Origin of the sequence: Ferdinandcohnia jepli (genome assembly GCF_047246645.1) — a bacterium.
Classification (GTDB): domain Bacteria; phylum Bacillota; class Bacilli; order Bacillales; family Bacillaceae_L; genus Ferdinandcohnia.
Genome location: NZ_JBFOKR010000004.1, coordinates 72,665 through 95,003, shown reverse-complemented (window position 1 = coordinate 95,003; position 22,339 = coordinate 72,665). Strand labels below are relative to the sequence as shown.

The 22,339-nt window shown below is 36.9% G+C and carries 18 protein-coding genes; 4 read left to right on the top strand and 14 right to left on the bottom strand.

Going from position 1 to position 22,339, the window contains the following annotated elements; translation table 11 throughout:
• Nucleotides 1–167: 167 nt before the first annotated feature.
• The 14 genes from AB3M96_RS05515 to AB3M96_RS05450 form a co-directional block, all read right to left on the bottom strand.
• Nucleotides 168–1,292 carry an ROK family transcriptional regulator gene (locus AB3M96_RS05515; protein WP_412966580.1) on the bottom strand — a complete coding sequence of 375 codons (1,125 nt, stop codon included), beginning with the start codon at nucleotides 1,290–1,292 and terminating at the stop codon, nucleotides 168–170.
• A gap of 207 nt (nucleotides 1,293–1,499) precedes the next feature.
• The gene (locus AB3M96_RS05510; protein WP_412966579.1) at nucleotides 1,500–2,312 is read right to left on the bottom strand and encodes an inositol monophosphatase family protein; all 813 of its coding nucleotides are present in this window, start codon (nucleotides 2,310–2,312) and stop codon (nucleotides 1,500–1,502) included.
• A 21-nt stretch (nucleotides 2,313–2,333) separates the two neighbouring features.
• The gene (locus tag AB3M96_RS05505) at nucleotides 2,334–3,443 is read right to left on the bottom strand and encodes an ABC transporter ATP-binding protein (RefSeq protein WP_412966578.1); all 1,110 of its coding nucleotides are present in this window, start codon (nucleotides 3,441–3,443) and stop codon (nucleotides 2,334–2,336) included.
• 1 nt (nucleotide 3,444) lies between these two features.
• The gene (locus AB3M96_RS05500) at nucleotides 3,445–5,136 is read right to left on the bottom strand and encodes an ABC transporter permease (protein ID WP_412966708.1); all 1,692 of its coding nucleotides are present in this window, start codon (nucleotides 5,134–5,136) and stop codon (nucleotides 3,445–3,447) included.
• A gap of 76 nt (nucleotides 5,137–5,212) precedes the next feature.
• The gene (locus AB3M96_RS05495; RefSeq protein ID WP_412966577.1) at nucleotides 5,213–6,271 is read right to left on the bottom strand and encodes an ABC transporter substrate-binding protein; all 1,059 of its coding nucleotides are present in this window, start codon (nucleotides 6,269–6,271) and stop codon (nucleotides 5,213–5,215) included.
• Between the two features lie 17 nt (nucleotides 6,272–6,288).
• On the bottom strand, nucleotides 6,289–7,104 hold the full coding sequence (locus AB3M96_RS05490; protein ID WP_412966576.1) for an HAD family hydrolase: 816 nt from the start codon (nucleotides 7,102–7,104) through the stop codon (nucleotides 6,289–6,291).
• Nucleotides 7,101–8,099 (bottom strand): LacI family DNA-binding transcriptional regulator, encoded by a 999-nt coding sequence (locus AB3M96_RS05485; protein WP_412966707.1) that lies wholly within the window; start codon nucleotides 8,097–8,099, stop codon nucleotides 7,101–7,103. Before AB3M96_RS05485 ends, AB3M96_RS05490 begins: the two co-directional genes overlap by 4 nt.
• A 227-nt stretch (nucleotides 8,100–8,326) precedes the next feature.
• A complete protein-coding gene (locus AB3M96_RS05480) occupies nucleotides 8,327–9,169 on the bottom strand; it encodes a carbohydrate ABC transporter permease (RefSeq protein ID WP_412966575.1) in 843 nt (280 codons plus the stop codon).
• Between the two features lie 18 nt (nucleotides 9,170–9,187).
• Nucleotides 9,188–10,057 carry a carbohydrate ABC transporter permease gene (locus AB3M96_RS05475; protein ID WP_412966574.1) on the bottom strand — a complete coding sequence of 290 codons (870 nt, stop codon included), beginning with the start codon at nucleotides 10,055–10,057 and terminating at the stop codon, nucleotides 9,188–9,190.
• 104 nt (nucleotides 10,058–10,161) lie between these two features.
• Nucleotides 10,162–11,466, bottom strand: coding sequence for an ABC transporter substrate-binding protein (locus AB3M96_RS05470; protein ID WP_412966573.1), 1,305 nt, complete (start codon nucleotides 11,464–11,466; stop codon nucleotides 10,162–10,164).
• A gap of 124 nt (nucleotides 11,467–11,590) precedes the next feature.
• On the bottom strand, nucleotides 11,591–12,985 hold the full coding sequence (locus AB3M96_RS05465; RefSeq protein ID WP_412966572.1) for a 6-phospho-beta-glucosidase: 1,395 nt from the start codon (nucleotides 12,983–12,985) through the stop codon (nucleotides 11,591–11,593).
• 29 nt (nucleotides 12,986–13,014) lie between these two features.
• Nucleotides 13,015–13,929, bottom strand: a complete 915-nt coding sequence (locus AB3M96_RS05460) for a carbohydrate kinase family protein (RefSeq protein WP_412966571.1) — start codon at nucleotides 13,927–13,929, stop codon at nucleotides 13,015–13,017.
• A 270-nt stretch (nucleotides 13,930–14,199) separates the two neighbouring features.
• Entirely contained in the window at nucleotides 14,200–15,084 is an 885-nt protein-coding gene (locus AB3M96_RS05455; RefSeq protein WP_412966570.1) for a helix-turn-helix transcriptional regulator, read from the bottom strand.
• A gap of 395 nt (nucleotides 15,085–15,479) precedes the next feature.
• Nucleotides 15,480–18,197 (bottom strand): sugar-binding protein, encoded by a 2,718-nt coding sequence (locus tag AB3M96_RS05450; RefSeq protein WP_412966569.1) that lies wholly within the window; start codon nucleotides 18,195–18,197, stop codon nucleotides 15,480–15,482.
• 321 nt (nucleotides 18,198–18,518) lie between these two features.
• On the opposite strand from AB3M96_RS05450, the gene AB3M96_RS05445 reads away from it, so the two are divergent.
• The 4 genes from AB3M96_RS05445 to AB3M96_RS05430 all read left to right on the top strand — a co-directional run bounded on the left by AB3M96_RS05445 (nucleotide 18,519) and on the right by AB3M96_RS05430 (nucleotide 22,328).
• Nucleotides 18,519–19,247: a GntR family transcriptional regulator gene (locus AB3M96_RS05445; RefSeq protein WP_412966568.1), complete on the top strand. Its 729-nt coding sequence runs from the start codon at nucleotides 18,519–18,521 to the stop codon at nucleotides 19,245–19,247.
• Nucleotides 19,248–19,392: 145 nt separating this feature from the next.
• The gene (locus tag AB3M96_RS05440) at nucleotides 19,393–20,616 is read left to right on the top strand and encodes a Gfo/Idh/MocA family protein (RefSeq protein WP_412966567.1); all 1,224 of its coding nucleotides are present in this window, start codon (nucleotides 19,393–19,395) and stop codon (nucleotides 20,614–20,616) included.
• A 9-nt stretch (nucleotides 20,617–20,625) separates the two neighbouring features.
• Nucleotides 20,626–21,609, top strand: coding sequence for an ROK family protein (locus tag AB3M96_RS05435; protein WP_412966566.1), 984 nt, complete (start codon nucleotides 20,626–20,628; stop codon nucleotides 21,607–21,609).
• Nucleotides 21,606–22,328 (top strand): glucosamine-6-phosphate deaminase, encoded by a 723-nt coding sequence (locus tag AB3M96_RS05430; protein WP_412966565.1) that lies wholly within the window; start codon nucleotides 21,606–21,608, stop codon nucleotides 22,326–22,328. The genes AB3M96_RS05435 and AB3M96_RS05430 overlap by 4 nt, the downstream gene beginning before the upstream one ends.
• Nucleotides 22,329–22,339: the final 11 nt, after the last annotated feature.

The window sequence follows — 22,339 nt, the reverse complement described above, 5'->3', positions numbered from 1 at the left end:
ATCAGTTAGTTAGTTTGTTTTTGAACAAAACTAACTTAATTAAAATATAAGCGTTTTCAATTAACTGGTCAATACTTTTTTAAAGAATTTTCTAAATCTTTATTCTTCAGTAAATTCCCTTTTTAAAAGAGAACAAAATAAAAAACTGATTTACCATGTAAACCAGTTTAAATAACAGTATCCTTTACTTGTGAGAAAGCGAAAGACATAATTCCTAGCGCCCCTATATTATCCTTCATACTATCTTTTTCAATCGCAAACTCTATGGGTGTAATATTTTTTATTTGCTCAATAATTACCGGTTTTAATAACATGAGCTGTCTCCCTGCTTCTCCTCCAATAATTAGCTTTTCCGGGTTTAATAAACTAATTATATTCGCTAGACCTAAACACAGTGTTTGGATAAATTGATCGACCAACAAGCGAGTTTCCCCATGTAGCATTTGATAGTTTTGAATAAGTTCATTGAAAGGAGTAGGTATTTTCTCAAATGCGAGAAGTGAAGCTTTTTTATCAAACGTTCCAAATTCACTTAGCTTGTTTCTCTCCATATTTTGCAAGTCTGACTCGAACGCAAAATAACCTATTTCTCCAGCCATGAAGTTCTTCCCTTGAACTAAACTTCCATTGGCCATAAATGCTGCCCCAATTCCTTTTTCAATTAAGACATAAGCAAAATCGTCGATATTTTTTGCATTTCCTAGCCATCTTTCACCAAGTGCTAAACAGTTGACATTATTATTAATAAAGATGGGTTTATCAAAAAAATCCTTCATGTACTTAGTTAAATGAATGTTTTCCCAATGCAGTTCTGGTGAATCAATAACAATTCCTTCAGCACTATCGGTTATTCCGGGAATGCAAAATCCGATTGCAATAATTTGCTCAACTGAAATAGTGGACTCTAAAATACATTTTTGAATGGCATCGCGAATATCATAAAGTTCTCTTGCGTGAGCTACACTTTTGGTGAATACTACATTCCCATCTAGGTCGGCAATACACACTGTTACCTTTTCGCTTTTAATTTCAACACCAATTCCATAAGCTGAAGCCGGATTAAACCCTAACTGAATAGCGCGTCTTCCACCTTCCTTTGTAGATTCACCATATCCTTGTTCTACAACAAATTTTTTTTCAATTAATTGATCTACAATGGATGATACTGTTGAACGACTAATTCCCAGGTTACGAGAAATTTTCGCACGACTTATTGGTTGCTCGTTTCTTATCGTTTCTAATACAAGCTCCCGATTGATTTTCTTAATTAATTCAATATGACCTATTTTCATAGAAAACCTCTCAATAAAACTATTTAATAGTTCCATCATAACTCACGACTACTATTAAATGTAAGATACCATTTTTAATATTATGAAAGCTAGTTTTCTGTTTATGAGTAAAATAATAGCTCTAAAAGTAGAAAAGACCCTTGGAAAATTTTATTCCTAAGAGCCTTTTTTATTAGGGAGCAAACATCTGGTGTTTTTATTAGTAATCTAAACTCTAATCTTACTTAAGTGTCCCAGTATCTCCTGATGCACTCCTCCATTGCTGCACATATAGTGTTTAAATGACAAATCAAAAGGGCTACCATCTAACTGAGTCACGGTTCCACCTGCTTCTTCTACTAGTAGTGTGCCTGCAGCAATATCCCAAACATTTAGGCCTGGTTCCCAGAAGGCATGTAATCTACCTGCAGCAACATATGCACAATGTAGTGCTGCAGAACCAAAAACTCGTATATTTCTACATAGAAGACCAAGTTCCTGAATTCCTCTAAGTACTTCACTTCGATTATGTTCAAGCTCAGACGGGAAGCCTGTAGCTAACACGCTTTCTGCCAGCTCCGTCCCTGAAGCAACTTTTAATGGGACATCATTCAGATAAGCTCCCTTGCCCTTTTCTGCCCAGAACATTTCATCATTACTAGGGTTATAGATTACTCCTGCTTGAATTTCCCCATAGCAGATTAAAGCAATTGAAATAGTGTAGTTAGGAAGCTGATGTACATAGTTTGTTGTACCATCGATTGGGTCGACTACCCACACATAAGGCTCTGTTTTCATTTTTTCAATGAAACTTTCCTTGCTCTCATGCGAAAGAAAGATACTTTCTTCTCCGTGCACCTGGTGGTCCGGAAATGCTTCAAGTATTCTTTCACGAATGAGTGTTTCGGATAGTTGATCCATTTCTGTGACCAAATCAACCGCTGAACCTTTTTCTTCAATTGAATATTCTGTGCCAATTCGTTTCGTTAACATTTCACCAACTTCTCTTGCTGCTTTTATACCGACTCTTACCATTTCCATCAAAGATACTCTCCTTTACGGTTAGCGTTTCTCTAAAAGACTTACACATTCCTTTTTGAGATGTAGGGTAATTTCTTCTCCATTACTTTTCATTCCATTTTTGATATGTTCATAATCCGTAAAGGTAATTAGAGTTTCCCGACTAAATTCAATGTCGTATTCAACACTATTACCGAAATAGGTTACTCTACGTACAATTCCTTTAAAAGATCCTTGGTCATCAATTTTCCAAAATTCCGGTCTCACAACGCAGTCTACCTCATTTCCTTCGTTGACGAAAAATTGAGGGTCGCGGTTGATTGAGATTACATTATCTAAAAGTTTAATTGTCACTTCAGTAGAACCAACATCTACTACCGAAGCCGGTATGAAGTTTGCTTTCCCCATAAAATCCGCTACGAAGTGATTTTTAGGTTTAATATAGATGTTATGCGGGCTATCTGCTTGCTGGATTTCCCCCTTGTTCATAATGACAACTTTATCAGAAATAGCCATTGCTTCTGTTTGATCATGTGTCACATATAGGCTAGTAATACCTAACCGCTGCTGAAGCTTCCGTAGTTCATCTCTCATATATTCTCGCAATTTCGCATCCAGGTTAGATAATGGCTCATCAAATAGTAATACCTTTGGTTCCGTTACAATTGCACGAGCCAATGCAACACGCTGTTGTTGTCCACCTGATAATTGCGCAGGTAACCGATCCTTGAACTCCTCAAGGTGCATTAAGGCAACAACGCGATTTGTTCGTTCCACAATCTCTTCCTTTTTCAGTTTTTTAATCTTTAAGCCATATGCTATATTTTCATAGACTGATAGATGCGGGAATAACGCATAGCTTTGAAATACCATTCCAACATCGCGCTTGTTTGGAGGTACCATTGAAACATTTTTATCACCAATGATAATGTCCCCTGAAGTCGGAAATTCAAATCCTGCTAACATACGAAGTGTTGTGGTTTTCCCACAGCCTGAAGGACCAAGTAGAGTCACCAATTCACCCGCATTAATTTTTAAATCCAGATTTTTAACAGCTACAAAGTCATCTCCACCACTTTCAGATGGAAATCTTTTAACTAATTGTGAAAGCTCTACTGGTGCTGAATTCACCTTAACTGGTACTTCTATCATGTTAAGACAACCTCCGTTTCTTTGATCCTAGTTGATTTACAAGTAATTCTAGTAATCCGATGACTGTTAAAATGATTACGATTAGAATAATACAGTATGCAGCTGCTGCTCCTAGGCGGCTTGCCTCTACTTGAGAGAGAATTGATACAGTCATCAGGTTCCAGCTAACTGAAACAAGGAAAATCACTGCACTTATTGAGGTCATCGAGCGAACAAATGAATAGACAAGCCCAGAGAAAAAGGCTGTTTTCATTAATGGTAATGAAATTGACCAAAACGTTTTAAATGAGTTAGCCCCCAAGATTGTAGATGCCTCTTCAATCGATTTATCTACCTGCCTCAAACTATTAGTACCTGCTTCAATTCCAACTGTAATGTTCCGGAAGGTAAATGCAATAATTAAAATCGCAGCTGTGCCTGTTAGTACCAATGGTTTACTATTAAAAGCCAATATGTACCCAATCCCAACAACTGTTCCTGGAACAGCAAAAGGTAAAATGGTAGCAAACTCCATCAGCTTTTTACCGACAAATTGCTTACGAATTAATAAAAACGCTATAATCATTCCTAAAATACCTGTTATCGGAGTTGATACTAGTGCTAAAAACAGTGTATTTTTTATTGAATCTGATCCAATTGTGAAAATATATCGGAAATGATCTAGAGTTAATGAATTATTCACACCCCATACCTTCACGAATGAACCCCATAATACAGATCCGTAGAATAATAGAACTGCTCCTGTTATAAGGCTACAAAATGTAAATAACGGAACAACTATGTATTTTTCATGAATTTTAATCGAACTTTGACTTGGCTTACCGGTAACGGTTACGTATGATTTTTTACTAATCCAATATTTTTGGATAAAGTATGCCGTCATCGAAGGGAGTAATAAAGCTACTGCTAAAAATGCACCTGAACGCAAATCATACATGCCTGTGATTTGTAAATAAGCTTGTACGGCTAAGGTTTGATATTCCCCCGCAATTACCATTGGGTTTCCAAAGTCTTCAATAGACTTAATAAAAACAAGCAGTAACGAACTTAATACACCTGGAACTGCTAACGGAAATGTAATTGATTTAAAAACATCCCAGCGTGATGCCCCTAAATTGAGTGCCGCATCCTCGACCGACGAATCGATTGATTCTAAGACTCCTCGTAAATTCAAATATGCAATTGGAAAAAAGGCTAACGTTTGAATGAAAAGTAAACTTCTAAATCCATAAACGTTTGAATCTTCTAAGCCAAACAGCCCATTTGAAATCACACCATTACGACCAAATAGGAGAATGACAGAAAGAGCAATTACAAATGGTGGGGAAATGATAGGAAGTAGTGCAATTAAATGAAAGAACTTTTTCCCCTTCATTTCTGTCCTAGTGACTGCAAATGCAAAGATAAAGCCAATAATGGTTGCAAAAATGGCGGCGATTATACCAAGCTTTATACTATTCCATAACGCATGTAGGAAAACATTACTCGTTGCCGCTTTTGATAGGACTGAAAGATCAAACCCGTTTTCACCTATTACTGTAGCTTTTAAGACCTGAAAAATGGGATAGATTGAAAAGATAAATAAGGATAAAAAAATGAGTATGACTAAAAGTAAAAGAAGAGGTTCTTTCGTCAATGATTTCATTTCTTTTTTCTTTATGGTTAGTCTATGTTGAAGATTTTGCGTGTTCACTTTTGCCAATTAAGTCCACTCCCTTCATGTTACTATTAGTGAGATAACAATTGTTATCTCACTAATTTCTAACCTGTTATTCTTTTGCAGCCTCTTGGCCAACTACTTCTTCTTCAAATCTTTTTAATAAACGGCCACGGTTTTCCCCTGCCCAAACAGCATCGTATTCTATTACTTCTAGCTCCGATAAGCTAACTGCACCATCAGGAACTGCAGCATCTGGATGAACTGGCAGACGGAATGAATTAGACTTTGCATAAAGGTCTTGTGCTTTCTTACTTATGGACCATTCAATAAATTTCTTTGCATTCTCAACTTCGTCTTTTGGACCATTCTTGATTAGCGCTACTGCTCCAACTTCATATCCAGTACCATCTTTCGGGAATGATAATTCTATTGGATATCCTTCATGCTTCGGAGCTAAAATATCATGTGCAAATGAAATACCTACACCAGTCTCACCTAGACCAGCTTGTTTCGCAGGTGCCGAACCTGATTTTGTGTACTGACGCATATTTTGGTCTAGTTTTTTAGCGTATTCTATTGCTTCATCTTCTCCAATTAATTGTACTAGTGTAGCAAATACAGTATAAGCTGTACCTGATGATGCTGGGTGAGCCATTGTAATTTCACCTTTAAATTCTGGCTTTAATAAATCTTCCCAGCTTGCTGGCGCTGTAAGACCTTTCTTACTTAGCCAATCAGCATTACTAGCAAATCCAAGTGCCCCAACATAAATTGGAGTCCAAACCCCTTTTTCATCAGCAAAGTTTTTAGGTAGCTTATCTGCTCCTTCAGGTTGAAATTCTTCTAGTAATCCTTCATTTACAGCTGCTACGAATGTGTCAGATGGACCACCAAACCACACAGATGCTTGTGGATTCTCCTTTTCCGCTTGAAGTCTTGCTAACGTTTCCCCAGCTGATAGACGAACAAATTTCACATCTAATCCTGTTTCTTTCTCAAATTCTTCGATATAAATAGCAACTTCCTGCTCAGGAAAAGCTGTATACACAGAAACAGTTTTTGACTTTGGTGAATCTGATGAACCATTCGCATCGTCAGAACTACAGCCCGCTAATGCAACACATACAATCATTAAAAGACTTACGAAAAACAATACACCTTTTTTCACTACTTTTTCCCCCTTTTTTAGATAGCGCTTTCATTTTTACTATTAAATTGTTGATATAAAATGTCAGCTATAGCGTGGTGCTCATGATGTACAGTCTTCTTATATGTTGCGTTCTTTAGTTGCTCATGACAATTTTCAACAAGATAACCATGGGTTGCGACTTGCAGCATTGATACATCATTCAGATTATCCCCAACCGCAATCGTTTGAAGATCACTTCGTTGTAGATATCGCACTAGTTCTTGGAGAGCATTTCCCTTAGAAGCATTTATAGGTAAAATTTCTAAATAAGTTGTTTCTGAATAAATAAGTTCACAGTTAACTCTAGATTGAAGTACCATTTTTTCGCAATATTGCAAAATCTCTTTTGATGAAGAGATAAGAAGAACCTTTGTAATTGGTTCTGCAAGTATCTCCTCAGGAAGTACTTTGCAAATCACACCATCCTTCTTTTCGTGAGCTCTGACAATCTCGTTTCGGTTGTGAGTATAGACGTCTCCATCCTTATAAAGCAAAAAACCAAGCTCCTTATGAAACTCTTTTTTCATAAGCTGTTTAGCTAGTTCCTCATAATTCTCAAGCTGTCTTTCAAATATCACTTTTTTTGAGAGAGGGCTATAAATCTTAGCTCCATTATATAAAATAACCGGGATATCGATTTGAAGTTCATCGATAAACGGAAGTACTGATTGCTCCATTCGTCCCGTTGCTAATGTGAATAGCCCACCTTGTTCTTTAAAGAATTTAATCGCCTTCTGATTCTCTTCACTAATTTGTTGATTTCGATCCAATAAGGTCCCATCTAGGTCTGAAACAAGTAAGGTATTTTTCAAACAGTCGTCACCACCCTACAAGTTTTTCTTTCTACTAGCTTGGCTTTTAATAGTACAGAATCGTTTTCCTCTGAACCATTAATCATTGAAAGTAACAAATCCGCAGCAAATCTCCCCATCTTCTTTCGAGGCTGCGCCATAGTTGTTAATTGAATCCAGTACAAGCTTGAGAATACTAAATCGTCAAATCCAATGATTGAAATTTGTTCTGGTACCTTAATATCTTTAATAGCTAACCATTCTAACGCACCGATTCCGAGTAAATCATTACTCGCAAATACAGCTGTCAGCTGTGGATTTTTTTCATGTAATTTCTCCATCGCATTTCGACCAGATTCAATTGTTCTTCCCGCAACCTCAATTGAATTATCAGTAGGCGTAAGCCCATGTTTTTGCATTGTATCCATATAGCCTCTTAATCGTTCTTTACTAACAAATGAATCCTGGGTCATTGCGAGGAAACCTATATCTCTATGACCGTTTTCGATTAAGTAACTCACCGCCTCACATGCCCCAGTGTAATGATCCACATCCACAAAAGGTGCATTAACCTCAGCTGGAGTTCTTCTCCGTAAAAACACGATTGGAACTTCCAAGCGGTTCAGTAACGAAATGAGCTCTTCATCGACGTGATCTGGTGTAACGATGACACCATCCATTTTTCGTTCAAAGACACTTTCAATAAATTGAAGTTCTTTTTCTTTATTTCTCATCGTATTTCCATATACAACCTGATATCCACTATTTGTAAAAATCTCTTCAACCCCAACTGCGATATTTGAAAAGAATGGGTCTGCAATATCAGGAACCATTAACCCAACCGTAAAGGTTTTACGTTGAATTAAACTTCTGGCAATACTATTTGGCCGGTAATTAAATTGTTGTGCAGCTTCTAACACTTGTTTTTTCGTCTCTATATGTATATCTGAATGGTTGTTTAAAGCCCTCGATACAGTTGATACAGATACTCCTAAATGTTTTGCAAGATCTTTGATGGTTACAATGACAATGGACCTCCTTCCTTTGGTTTGAAGTTTGAATAATGAAGTTTCGGAAACGTTACCGGAAACGTTCCCAATTCAAATTCTATAATTTTGACAAATTAATGTCAATATATAATTTTCTGTATATTTTTTATTTTTACAATTATCTTTTAAAAATACTATAACAAATGTTATTTCAAAACAATAAAAAGGCCATTTTGTATAAAATGGCCTCATCTTTATCCTTTTACAGAACCCGCACTAAGTCCACTTACAACTTGTTCCTGAAGGGCAACGAATACTATGATACTCGGGAGAATAATCATCGTGATTGCAGCAAACAGTGCTGTATAATCATAGCTAAACATAGATGTGAAGTAATTTAATACGAGGGGCAGTGTCCTCGACTCTTCACTGGAGGTCAATGTTAAAGCAAATAAAAACTCATTCCAACAGTTAATAAATTGTATAATTGCAGCTGTTGCAAATCCAGGTCTCGCTATTGGAACTGTTATTGTAAAGAAAGTTCGAATAAAGCTTGCTCCGTCTATGTATGCTGACTCCTCAATTTCTTTTGGAATTGTAAGGAAAAAACTTCGCAATACAAAAAGTGTAATTGGTATTCCAATTGCTGTGTAAACCAATATTAATCCAAATTTTGTATCGTACAAGCCTATACTGCCCATCACTTTATATATGGGTTGTATTAAAGAAGTAATTGGAATGAACAACGACACAGATAATAAGGCTAATAATAAATTAATTACTTTTGATTTTACTCTGGCAAATACATAAGCAGCCATCCCCATAAAAACGAGATTCAGGATTGTCGCTGCAATCGCAATAAAGACACTATTACCCATAAATTTAAATAAAGGTGAAATTGTCAGTGCTGTCACATATCCATCAAAATTAATGGATGTTGGCAGTGCTAAAGGAGAAGTCATGATTTCCCTTGTTGTCTTAAAGGAAGAAATGAGTACCCAAAAGATTGGAAGAACCGATATAAATCCTATGATCACCAGAAAGATGTACATTAGTGTTTTTAATGATATTGTAGTTATTTTGGCTCTAGTTTTCATGCTCACCTCTCCTTTTTGTTACACATCAGATTGTCCAAATCTAAATAATCGTGTTGTTGCAAGAATTATAATAAATCCAAATATGATCAGCAGTGTTCCAATTGCATTTGCATATCCGTAATCATTTAGCATCATTGCAGTTTTGTATAAATATAGAGGGAGATTTAATGTCGAATCATTTGGCCCTCCGTTTGTGGTTAGAAATATTAGTTCAAATTCCTTTAACATACTCGTTGCAGCTAAAATGACACTTATCCCGATTACATTGCGTAGCTGTGGCAGCACAACCCGCAAATTGATTTGGAGTTCAGTTGCCCCATCAATTTTAGCTGCTTCATACAATGATTTTGGAATCGTAGATATTTCTGCCATTACAATAATCGTGATAAGAGCTGCGAAAAATAACCAACCACTTGTTACAGACCAAAATGAGGTAGTTGGGTCATAGTACCAATTGACATTAAAATCTTCAAAACCCAGCAATTTTACGAAGGAATTTATTAAGCCCATTTGGGGATTAAATACATAGAGTAATAGCATTCCTCTTGCTGCATTTGAAATAATAATTGGAATCATATATGAGGTTCTAATGAATTTCCATCCAACAGGTTTGCTTGATAGGATAAGGGCAACTAACACCCCTAATGCAACGTGGAACGTCCCTTGAAGAATGACCCATATAAACGTATTTTTAAAAGCAATTCCAAATTCACGATCTGAAAACATGGTAATATAGTTTTCAAACCCTATAAATCTCATAGGTTGTGTAAGTTTCCATTCAAAAAAGGAAGTGACAAATACATTAAGTACTGGGTATCCAAATATTAATAAAAATAAAAGAACAGCTGGTGTCAAAAAGACTGTGTACCATATACGGTTTGCTCTCAAGATGATTCACCTCCAACTTATAGCTTACAAACAATCGAAGGACCGTGAAATCTGTATCCAGAACCCAGCCCTTCGACCGATAAAAAATTTATTTCGACTACAAATTACTCATTTTTTAGTGACGCCTCTGTTAGTTTCTTTGCTGCTTCTTCAGGAGTTAATTGGCCATTTGCTAATGCAGGGTAGATATTACTCACTTCATTAGTAACATTGTTATACCAAGTTTTTTGATAGTATAGAATACGATTTTCTGCATCCTTAGCTTGAACGAGGAAATCAGCTAATACTGGGTATTTCTCTTTTACTTCGTCAGTAATTTCTACTTTAGGCGAATCTGGCAACTCACCTTTTAATAATAACATTTCGTATTGACGTTCTGGGCTAACTAGCTCTTTCAAGAATTCAAATGCTGCATCTTGATGTTCTTTGTCCTGCGATAGAATATAGAATCCTTTTTCAGGAGTATCAAATACCGTTTGTTCCGGGAATAGCGCAACTCCCACTTCCTCCGCTAAACCTTCTTTTGCTTTTGCTGGATCATCAAAGTCACCAATCATCCAAGGACCATTTGCGATCATAGCTGTTTCTCCATTTAAGAAGTGCATAGCAGCTGTATCATATTTTGCACCAATAGCATCTTGTGTTGTATAGTCTTGAAGCATTGTTTGAACTTTTGTTAATGCATCTACAATGTACGGTTTATTAAAGTCTGTTGGGAAATAGGTATTCATAAACTCTAATCCCTCTGAACCACTACTTCCAATCATCGCATTGAACCACAGTGATGTAATCCACCCTGTTTCAGCTGTATCTAATGAAAGTGGTGTAATTCCGGAAGCTTTCAACGTTTCAAATTGCTCAAATAATTCATCCCACGTTTTCGCAGGAGCATCAATTCCAGCCTTTTCAAACAATGTCTTGTTATAGAAATATCCAATTAAGCCTTTGAAGTTTGGTAGACCGTGTACTTCACCATCAAATGTATTTACTTCCATTGATGCTGGATCAAATTGTTCTTTGAACTCTGGATTTTCTTCTAAGTAAGGTGTTAAATCAACTGTTTTACCAGCTTCATAAGCAATATCTAAAAGACCTTGAGGTGACATTCCGATATCAGGAAGTTCATCCGATTGAAGAAGAAGCTTCATTTTATCAACATAGTTTTGTTCTCCAGCAATTTCTTCTGTGACAACCTTAATTTTACCTTTGTGCTCGTTATTGAAATCTTCAACAACTTTATTAAACCATTCTGCATGTGGATCTGTACCAACATACATATGAGGGAAACGGATAATGATTTCACCATCTTTTGAAACCTTTTCCCCACCACTTTCCTTCGAACATGCTGTGATGAACACTAGTAGTAGACTCAACAATACAAATGTTGCCGCTTTCAAAGTCTTCTTCATAATAAACCCCCTACTTTTTTTGATTTTTTTACATTTCAAAAAGCTAATTCTATAAATCTATATTACTAGTATGAACCCCCTCCTCTATCAGAATCAGGAGTTCATAGGAAAACCAAAATAACCTTTATACCTCAACCTTCTTAGTTGAAAACTGTGGCAGGTAATCGGCATGCACCTGTAAATACTCATCTAGAATTGCTTTTGCAACTGTAAATGACGGCACTAATGGATGAACAGTTAGTGCATTAAGCGCAGCTTCATAGTCGCCTTTTACAGCTGCCTCTACTGTTAATCTTTCATATGTTTTGACAGGTTTAATCAGTGACATCGCCACATCAGGAACTTCACCAATAGCCAATGGGAAATAGCCATTTTTATTTACAAGGCAAGGTACTTCAACTACATCGTCATCATGAAGTCCAGCTATTGTTCCATTATTTGGTACATTAAGGGTTAATATTTGTTGTTTATTATTCATGATACTTCGAATTACATTTAATGCGAGGCCCTCATATCCTTCTTCTTCAAATGTAATGTCAACCTTTTCTTCATGCTCGAATACATTATGAACATTTCCAGATGTTTCTCGGGACATGTAAGTTGAAGATCTCGCTTCTAAAGTTACATTATAGTCATCAACCGCTTCTTCAATCTTTCCTTCCTTTATAAGAGCGGATAAACGCGCAAATAGTGGACGACTTAGTTTTACAATTTGTTCCCCTCGGGTTTCGTTCGACTCATTAATATTTTTTACAGCCTTATCATGGTAGTAGAAATAATAGAGGTACTCATTTGGAAGCATACCTACGTTACGAATTAATTCTGCATCGAAAAAACTGAATATATGTGCAATATTTGAAAGTTTTTCATAGTTTGCTAGAATCTCAGGAAGCTTCTCTTCCCCATCAACAAGTACAGAAGGTACCCACCCTAAGTGGTTCAATCCAAAATAATCTGCTTGTAATCTTGTATGTGGAACATTTAGAAATTTACAAAGTGAATTTTTAATTCCTGCATGCGCATCGCAAATGCCAATTACTTTGTTATGGTGTCCGTATGTATTTAATGCTTGAGCTAGTAGGCCAGATGGATTCGTGAAATTTAAAAGCCATGCATTTGGCGCTAATTCATTAATAATTTTTGTGTATTCAATCATAACAGGAATTGTTCGCAACGCCATCGCAAAGCCCCCTGGCCCTGTTGTTTCCTGACCGAGCACTCCATGTTTTAATGAAACACGCTCATCATTAATACGAGACTCTTCTTGACCAACTCGAATTGCTGAGTAGATAAAGTCTGCGCCAGCAATCGCTTCTCGAACATCAGTTGTGAAGGATACTTTGAACGGATTGTTATTTTTACTAACTAAATATTGAGCAATTGTTCCAATGGTTGTTAGTCTTTCATTGTCCGTGTCAAAGAGTACTACTTCATCTATTTGAATATCCGTATGTTTAAATAATCCATTAATTAGCTGTGGAGTACGAAATCCTGCTCCACCAAGCACCGTTAGTTTCATGAAATCTCCTCCATAGTCCTTGTTGTTCCTTACTCTTGTAAAAATTCTTTTTTTACTTTATCCCAATGAGGGGCATTTGTCGTCCCACCCATTCCTTCAACCGAGCAGCCACCACAAAAGTTCCCTAATCGAACAGCTTCGCTCAATGGTAAGTCCCTAAGAATACCTGTTATTACACCAGCTGAAAAAACATCTCCTGCACCTGTTGTATCAATAGGCTTTCTTTCAAATCCTGATATAGTTGTCACTGCACCACCAGTTTTCATCATGGCACCTTCTGCACCAAGTTTGATAATAATTGTATTTCCAGGGTTTACTACACTTAATGCGTTGATTGCCTTTTCCGGCGTTGTCTCACCAGTAATCACAAGTGCCTCTTTCAAATTGGGGGTAAATAGATCTCCCTCGTGTATTAATTCCTTTAGTTTCTGACTCTGTAGCCATTCCTCGTCCCAGCTAACATCCAGGGAGACAAAGATACCTTTTTCTTTTGCCTTTTTAATAACGGAAAGTGAGTCAGGACCAGTCCCCGTATGAAGCACTTTCGTTTCTACCTTATCTAAAATGGTATGTAAATAGTTTTCTAGACTAATGTCACTAATATCGTCTTGATATGAAATAAAAGAGCGGTCTCCACCGTAGTTTAACCCAACAGATAATGCTCTCAATGGCCGATTTATTTCATACATTAGCTCAGTTGAAACACCTTCCGTATGTAAACTATCGATAACAAATTTACTTAAAAAGTCATTTCCGATCGGAGAAACAATTGCAACCCTCATACCTAGTCTAGCTAGGGCAACCGCCGTGTTGTAAACGCCTCCACAAGTGAATTCAAAAGCACCACAATATACTTCTTCTCCCGGGTTTGGCATTCTCGGAATGGATGAAAAAATAACATCTGTTGACACTTGTCCAGAGACAATCACATCGTACTTTTCCATAACTCAGCCCCCCTTTACTATTAAATTAGTATTTATCTATCTATTTATTTGTTGTGTTGTTATTACAACTATATGGTAACCTAATGAAACTTATGAGTCAATAAAGAATATTAAAAATTGTTTATAAAGTCCATATAATCCTTTATACCTAATAATTATAAGATCTGACTATCTAAATTAAAGGGTAGTCCGAACATAAGAGTTGTTAATTTGTTATAACATTATACCAATACCAATATAGAAGAGTTAAATATACTTATAGCCTATAATCTATTCTATTTTCCTACTATATTTTCGGTACTCACCAGGGCTCATTCCTACCTCTTTTTTAAATATCCAGTTGAAGTGAGTGACATTGTTATAACCTACCTCACCTGCTATTTCAGTTACTAGTAACAAGGTATTGGATAGAAATTTTTTAGCATGTCTAATTCTTTTAGAGGTTATGAACTCTGTCAATGTTACGCCAGTCACTCGTTTAAATTCTCTACTTAAATAGGATGGATTGACAGACAGTTGATTTGCCAGTTTAGCTAATTTTATTTCTTCATGATAATGTTCGTTTATGTAATCTAACGCTTTAGAGACAAGTACATTTAATTGAAATGAATATTTCTCATATAAGGGTGGAATCTTCTTTTTTTGAGTATGCTTCCTTTTTAAGAGGATAATAAGTACGTTAAGCAAACTTGCAATCGAACGAATAGAGTCTTCTTGACTTTCTTCATATTCCTTTTGCAATTGCATGAAAAGGCATTCCAGAAAAAACTGGTCCTCTCTATTTGCTTTGATCTTATGTGTAAAACCAGGTGGACGAAGATTGAAAATGGTAAGAGGATCATCAGCTAAGCTATCCGTTTTTAACATTTGAATAATACTTGGGTGAAACATCAAGATTAATGCCTCAAAGGGCTCACCATCTTTTATTTCGCTTTTATGTAGCTCTTTACTGCCAATAACAAATGTATCTCCCTTTTGAAAATGGTAGACATTATCACCTATGAACATGCGACCTTGCCCACTTAATGCATAAAAGATTTCTAATGAATCATGCCATTCAAATGGCATTTTCCAATCTCCTTTATTTTTGTCAACAAAGATTTGAAACTCGAATGGCTCTTGAAAGGTCTGTAATGCTCTTGGTAAATTCGACACTTAGACATCCCTCATTTTCTGGATTGGTTTGTATTTCGAATTATACTTCTCCAACTATAGGGGTTTGCGGTGTTCTTAACTACTTTTGAGGATAAGGAATTATTGTCCCAAAAAAACGACTTCATTACATTATATTGCGGCTATGTTTAAGAGTGGACAAATACTTTCTTAATTAAAAAATAAGTTGTTTAACAAATTATGTAAACCCATCAATAGATTCATTTGAGCATATTCATTTTCAAAAACAATGGAATAACCTAAATAAGGAGGCTCCTTTTGTTGTCTACTTTATAATTTTTTTATTGATTCTAAACAGTTATACATATTAGTATTTTTCATAGTAGACATAATTTTCAAATTCCCCTTCGAAACAAACGAAGGGGAATCTTCTAAATCTATTTACGTAATGAGTAAGAGAATGCTTTTGTTTTGCCATCGTGAGTTTCGTAAGAGATTAATAGATAGCTGTTCTCACCTTGCTCAGCAGATGGATAATCCAATACAACCTCACTTTGTTGTTTAGCTTGTAGATTAACAGTTTTACTGTCTACAATTCTGTTATTTGACCAAACAAATACGTTAGCCTTACCTGTCGTTTTGGCATTTAATTTTACTGCTACTCCGTTTGATGTAAGTTTCGGTTGACCGACAATCTGCAAGCTATTTTTATCAGCTGCCACCCCGCTTGCAAGCGGAACCCCATTTACAGATGATTGTAAAATAGATTGTGGTGATAGCACACTTTGTGTTACATCCGTTGGAATAATTGCCTCTTTTGGCTCAGCTGGATTACCAGTTGGTTCATAACCATCTACATATCCGCGGCCCCAACGATATGGGTCACCCTGAACACCCCGGAATGTTGACCAACCAAGTCTTGTTTGACCCGTTTTATCTTGTGTGTCTGAATCATAGATAAAAATATTAAATGCTAGCTTTTCAGGATCAATCTCTGTCGGAAGTGCTGAAAATGGAATTTTTGCTTCAATTGTATATCCACTATAGTTTTCCAGATCTAGTGTTGAAGCAATCTCCATACCAGGGGCAGTATCTTCTATCGGCCCTTGGAAGTTGTCAGCATCACGGTAAGCAGCAGGTGTACCGCTCGTCGTTGTCGGGAAGATACCTACCTTGAATGTAGAAGAGGTATTTTCCGAGCCTCCCTGTGGATCAATTGTGATCTCTACTGAGTCTGTTCTCCAGTGGCGTTTCGCATCGCTTTCTTCTAATACAGTACCGAGAATGTCATCTTGAACATGTACATAAAAATATAATGCTTCATCGTGCCAGCTAACCTTGGCACTACCGGATCCGTCAGCGGCTGAACTTGGATTTGTTCCTTCCCAAACCCTGCTTAAATCGATTTCGTCTTGACCATATTCATGGTCATGCGCGTCTCCATCTACGGTAGGAGCATTTGCAGCTTGAGAAATCGTAGTTACTGGGACTAAGTTAATACCGGCTGTTGCAGCTTTTTCTTTACCATCAACCTTGGTTGTAATTGTAAAATTATAATCTCCGCTTGAGCCACCCTCATTAGATGTCTTTAGAGAAGGATCTGTGTTTACGACAATAAATTGAACCGCTTTCATTTCATTCGGCTCTAAAGAAACTGTTTTTGTTGCTTCGTCTGATGCAAAGCCGGCAGGTAACTGCAAGGAAACCTCTCCTGTCTTTGCTAGATTGCTGTTATTTTCTACTTCAATTTGAATCGTCTTTGTTTCCCCTGTTCCCATTGAAAACACAGGCTTAATTAAGCTCTCAAGATTTTGTACGCTATGCTCTACTGCCCATTCCTGGAATTGCTTAACGTGGGAAAGTGGTTGCAGATTCGCTTCAACGTCTGAAACTCCCTCTACTACCTTACTTGAATAGCCTACTTTTGAATCAATTGACATCTGTGCATGTAAACGATATCGTTTCGTTTCTAAATTAGTTGGAGCTGTTACCTGAAATTCAATTGTCTTTGATTCACCTTTACCGATCTTTTCGATATTTGTTTCCTTTGTGTCTTTCACAGCCCAACCTTCAGGCAATTCTGGTAGGATATTAACACCTTTTAGGTTTTTGTTGCTATTGTTTGTTACATCTACAGCCATTGTAAATGTTTCTCCCACGCTTATTTCATAGTCTGAGGTAGTAACAAACAATTCCACACCAAGTGGTATACCATTTTCTTCAGAATAAAGCGCTCCTTCTAGAAGTGCAATTGAACTCGTATTGTCTTTTAAAGTAGGAACTCGGGTATCAATCTCGGTAAATGTATCGCAGCCTAATGCATTTGGGTCTGCGGGTACATCACCAAATCCTCCCCAGCCTTGAGATACATACATTCTTTGTGAGTCACGCTCAAGCTGTCCCCATGTTTTATTATGCTTTTCAGATACTTTACCACTCCATACACTATATACCTTATCTGTTGGCTCAGTTGGAACAAATGAGCGTTCACAAACTAAACCATTACCATTTGCCCCAGCTGTACCAGAAGCACCGCGATATGCTATTTTCTTAACGCTCCAAGGTTCTAATCCCTCTTTAGTTAACTGCTCAGGGAATACGTTCGGGTCTGCCGCAGCATAGAAAGCCTCAACAGCCATTCTCGCAGCGTATTGATGATGTCCATGGTTTCCAGGTGTCGGCGATGGATTCATCGTAAAGATAACCTCAGGTTTGGTCATTCGAATTGTTCGTACAACCTTTTCTAAGGTAGAGTCATGGCTCCATACCTGCTCTGTTAGGGGAGCGCTTACATTATAGTAAAAATCAACCTTATCAAGATTAAATACATTTTCAATTCCAGCTAAACCTACTGCATCTCTTTCTTCTTTCTCACGCAGTATTCCTAAATCAGGACCTTCTTCAGGACCAACTGCATTACCTCCGCCTTCTCCACGGGTTATTGTCATTACACCCATGTCATAATCATATTCTTCAATCCATTGCCCATATGTAGACAATCCCCCTGCCTCATCATCGGGATGCGCCCCGATAAATAGCATATCAAGATCGACTGGACCCTTGTTCGAATCAGCAAAGGCAGTTCCAAAAGGAAGTAAACTGCACATCATAGTGAATGCTAGCGTTTTAGCAGTTAGAGAGGTTTTTTTCTTCATTTCATTTCCCCTTTCTCTTTTTTCTTAAAAAATATGAACCTCCTTTACTTTTATTTCTACCTCACTGTAAATGTTATAACAAATACGACTATCAAACTAATGATATTTTTACTAAAAATTTAGAAATATTTAGAATTATAAAAATAGTAAAAATGTCCTATTTATCCATTCTGCACATTGTTTTCAAGGGGTTCCTAGGCAAATTTTAAAGACTAGAAAATTATTCTTTCTTAAAATCCCTCTACCTTTTTTCGTAAATTTGTTATAACATTATAGCAAAAGAACGTTTTGTTGTATCTTATAGGTTATGGAGTGAGTAAAATGTTTAATAAACCCGGAACGGCTCTCTATTATTCCGTTAAGGAAGAAATACTCGAATCAATTAATTCTGGTACCTATCCGGTAGGCAGCCAACTTCCTACGGAAGCCGAACTTTGTAAAATATTCGATGTCAGTCGAACGACGATTCGACTAGCTTTACAGCAATTAGAACTTGAAGGAAGAATTAACAAAGTTCAAGGGAAGGGCACATTTGTTTCTAAACCAAAAATCAGGGAAAGTCTAACTCAAAATATTAGAAGCTTTTCTGAACAGATGAGGGATGCAGGTCTAAGCTCATATTCAAAGATAATAAGTATGGACGTAATACCTGCCACAGCTCTACTCGCTCATTCTTTGGAAATTGAAGAAGGTGATCCAATTATACAACTTGTAAGGCTTCGTTTTGCAGGAAAAGAGCCCTACCAATATGCAACCTCTTATATTCCATGGAAAGTTGCCCCAGGATTATTACATGATGACTGTTCTGGTTCTTTATTTCACTTACTTACGTCAAAGTATCAAGTACAATTATTAAAATCAATTGAAACACTCGAACCTATCATGCCTGATAAAAAGGTTTGCGAATTGTTGCATATACCAGAGAATACACCTTCCTTTTTAACAGATTCACTCACATATTCAACCGATAATGTTCCAATAGAATTTTCAACAACGATTGTTCGAGGAGATTTTGCAAAATTTGTATCAGAACGGTTTTATAAATCGTAATAGACCTAAAAACAGCTAAACTCTATTGGTTTAGCTGTTTTTTTATTTTTGTGGCTAATAGTCAAAATAGCGAAGAAAATAGTCAAAATTTTAAAAGAATTATACAACTTCTCCTTTTAAAATGGAGAGAAAAGGAGGAGTAAAAATGAATAATATGTTTCGCGTAGGATGTATTGGTACTGGTTCAATTTCAAATACCGCCCATATTCCCGCCTTTGTTTCCCTTCATAAGGAATTTCGGATTGTGGCCATTTATGATTCAAACCCTAAAAATGCAGAATCAACAAAAAGTAACTATATTAAGCTCATGAATGAAAAAGGAATTACAGTGGATTGGGATATACACCTGACAGAAAGTGCAGAGGAACTGCTGCAGCAAGTCGATGTTGTGGATATTTGTACATCATTACGCTTTCACTCTTACTATGCAGCGCTTGCATTAAAGCATAATGTTCACGCAATGTCTGAAAAGCCCATGGCACGTACCTGGTGGGAAAGTACCAGTGTTGTGGAAGCTGCAAAAAATACGAATTCACTATTTCAATTAAATGATGACAACTTATTCATCCCCCGTTATTTACACGTAAAGAATGTTATAGAAAGTGGAATGCTTGGTGATATTCAACAAATTTTCATAGCACGAGGGAAATCCTCTTCTGACAGAAGTTCGTGGTTTTTTGATCCCATAGAAGCCGGTGGTGGAAGTGTTCTCGATTATGGAACTCATGCTGTAACATCTACATGGTTTATGATTGGTTTTGATAAGATTCCACAAGAAGTCCGCTCTCTTGGTATACGCGTGAAGGACCGTACTCGGATCGTTGATGGTCAACTGAAAGAAATAAATGTTGATGATGATGCACATTTCAAAATTAGGTACCTTAATCCACTCAATGGTGACTGGATAAATGTAGTCATAGAGGCAACCTGGTCTTGGCCAGAGCTGGGCAAGGATGGTAGCGATGTACGTGGCTATATCGAGGTACAAGGTAGCGAAGGAACCGCAACACTTGTATTTGACGAGGATGATCAGGAATTTATTAAGATAACAAATCGAATGTATGGTGAACGCTGGCTTCCAATTAAAAGCTATGCTTCAGAAGACCTATCCTTTGAAGATGAATTATACCATTTTTATAAAACACTTGTTACTGGTAGCTCCTCTTTATTGGATGCTGAAAAAGGCGCAATGATAGTGAAACTTATTAACTGTGCTCAACTATCAGAACTTAGAGAAAGAAAAAGCATTACACCAGGTGAATTAGAAGAGTTTACAAATGAAATTGTTGATGGCATTGATGATTTTCTTGTCGCAGGTGATAAGATTTCTAAGGTTCTAAACAAACCATATGCATCTACTGCATCGTGAGGTGAGAACATGATTCATCATAAAGATCCTTTTGTTATCGGAGTAGATGTCGGTGGGACTAAAATTCAAATAGGCTCAGTTTCTATTGAGGGTCATGTTATTACTACTCAACGTTATGCGATGGACAAACGTAATCAGGATCATGCTGTCCACTCGGTACTATCAGCTCTTGAGGATTTTTTTAACACGCAGCTTCACAATAAAAAACCACTTGCAATTGGAATAGGTCTAGTTGGACACATTGATTATCAGCAAGGTATCTGGCTAAACGCTATAAATATTCCTATAAATAAGCCCGTAATGTTAGGAAAAGTGATACGAGACCTTTATGGTGTACCTGTCTATCTAGACAATGACGTGAATGTGGCAACACTTGCAGAACTAAAGTGGGGAATAGGGCGTTCTACTAACGACTTTATTTTCCTTAATATTGGAACCGGTATCGCTGCAGGCATTGTTTCAAATGCATCTTTAGTACGGGGTGCAGCAAATTACGCAGGAGAATTTGGCCATATGGTTGTAGATTCAAACGATGATATGAAATGTACTTGCGGCCAAACTGGATGTCTGGAAAAGGTCGCTTCTGGGGGAGGAATACTATCATCGACCAAGGAACTATTACCTCAATACCCAACATCCATTTTACATACGCATTCTGAGCAAGGACATTTATTGCCAAGTACAATTTTTGAAGCTGCAGAAAATGGCGATTTATTAGCATCACTCATAATGGAACGTGCTATTCGTGGTTTACAAATTGGTATTACGAATATCGTAAATCTACTAAATCCGGAATATATCGTAATAGGAGGTGGTGTCTTGCGTGAAACAAAGCTTCTCCAAAAATTGTCAGAGACTGTTTACTTACATGCATTACCGGTTTCTCGCAATGTATTAAAAAGCATTAGCTTTTCCCAACTTGAACCGGACAACGTTGGAATGATTGGGGCAGCAGGATTAGGCTGGTACCACTATAAGGGGGAATTTAAATGAAGGTAGAGATCGTAGATCCACAAACATTTGACGAAACAGCTGCACAGCAAGCAATTTCACAAATTGAAGTAAAATCAAACTCTCGGATTGGCTTTGCTACTGGAAACACAACAGTTGGCTTGCATCACGTATTAGCAGATACTATTAACAATCAAAAGGTTTGTATAGATAAGATAGCTGTATATAACCTTGATGAATACGTAGGACTGTCACAGGAGAATCCATTAAGCTGTTTTTATCGCATGAAAAATCAATTATATAATCGGATTGGATTATCACCTCAGCAAATTAACTTTTTAGACGGGGACACCCTGGATCCATCTGCGGAATGTCAAAGGTTTGAAGAGAGTATTAGAAATTCGGGTGGAATTGACCTCCAATTTGTTGGTATTGGACTTAATGGACATATTGGTTTTAACGAACCACATACCCCTTTTGAATCAACTACTCATGTGATTAACATTGATTTAACATCACGCACATCAAGGGTTTCCGATTTTGGCTCCTTAGAAAAGGTTCCTGCCCAAGGAATAACAATGGGAATAAAAACAATTATGATGTGCAGAAAAATAGTGTTACTTGCAAAAGGTAAGCATAAAGCTGAAATAGTAAAAAAAGCCTTACTTGGCCCTGTTACAACTGAAGTTCCAGCCTCAATCCTTCAATTGCATCCCAATATAACCGTGATTTTAGATCAAGAAGCAGCAGAGTTACTATGAATTTTTTATAT

Bases quoted from the DNA above. Each gene is read 5' to 3' on its own strand.
- AB3M96_RS05470 (WP_412966573.1), bottom strand. From the start codon at position 11,466: ATGAAGAAGACTTTGAAAGCGGCAACATTTGTATTGTTGAGTCTACTA.
- AB3M96_RS05430 (WP_412966565.1), top strand. From the start codon at position 21,606: ATGAAGGTAGAGATCGTAGATCCACAAACATTTGACGAAACAGCTGCA.
- AB3M96_RS05440 (WP_412966567.1), top strand. From the start codon at position 19,393: ATGAATAATATGTTTCGCGTAGGATGTATTGGTACTGGTTCAATTTCA.
- AB3M96_RS05460 (WP_412966571.1), bottom strand. From the start codon at position 13,929: ATGGAAAAGTACGATGTGATTGTCTCTGGACAAGTGTCAACAGATGTT.
- AB3M96_RS05450 (WP_412966569.1), bottom strand. From the start codon at position 18,197: ATGAAGAAAAAAACCTCTCTAACTGCTAAAACGCTAGCATTCACTATG.
- AB3M96_RS05480 (WP_412966575.1), bottom strand. From the start codon at position 9,169: ATGAAAACTAGAGCCAAAATAACTACAATATCATTAAAAACACTAATG.
- AB3M96_RS05435 (WP_412966566.1), top strand. From the start codon at position 20,626: ATGATTCATCATAAAGATCCTTTTGTTATCGGAGTAGATGTCGGTGGG.
- AB3M96_RS05445 (WP_412966568.1), top strand. From the start codon at position 18,519: ATGTTTAATAAACCCGGAACGGCTCTCTATTATTCCGTTAAGGAAGAA.
- AB3M96_RS05510 (WP_412966579.1), bottom strand. From the start codon at position 2,312: ATGGAAATGGTAAGAGTCGGTATAAAAGCAGCAAGAGAAGTTGGTGAA.
- AB3M96_RS05515 (WP_412966580.1), bottom strand. From the start codon at position 1,292: ATGAAAATAGGTCATATTGAATTAATTAAGAAAATCAATCGGGAGCTT.
- AB3M96_RS05505 (WP_412966578.1), bottom strand. From the start codon at position 3,443: ATGATAGAAGTACCAGTTAAGGTGAATTCAGCACCAGTAGAGCTTTCA.
- AB3M96_RS05465 (WP_412966572.1), bottom strand. From the start codon at position 12,985: ATGAAACTAACGGTGCTTGGTGGAGCAGGATTTCGTACTCCACAGCTA.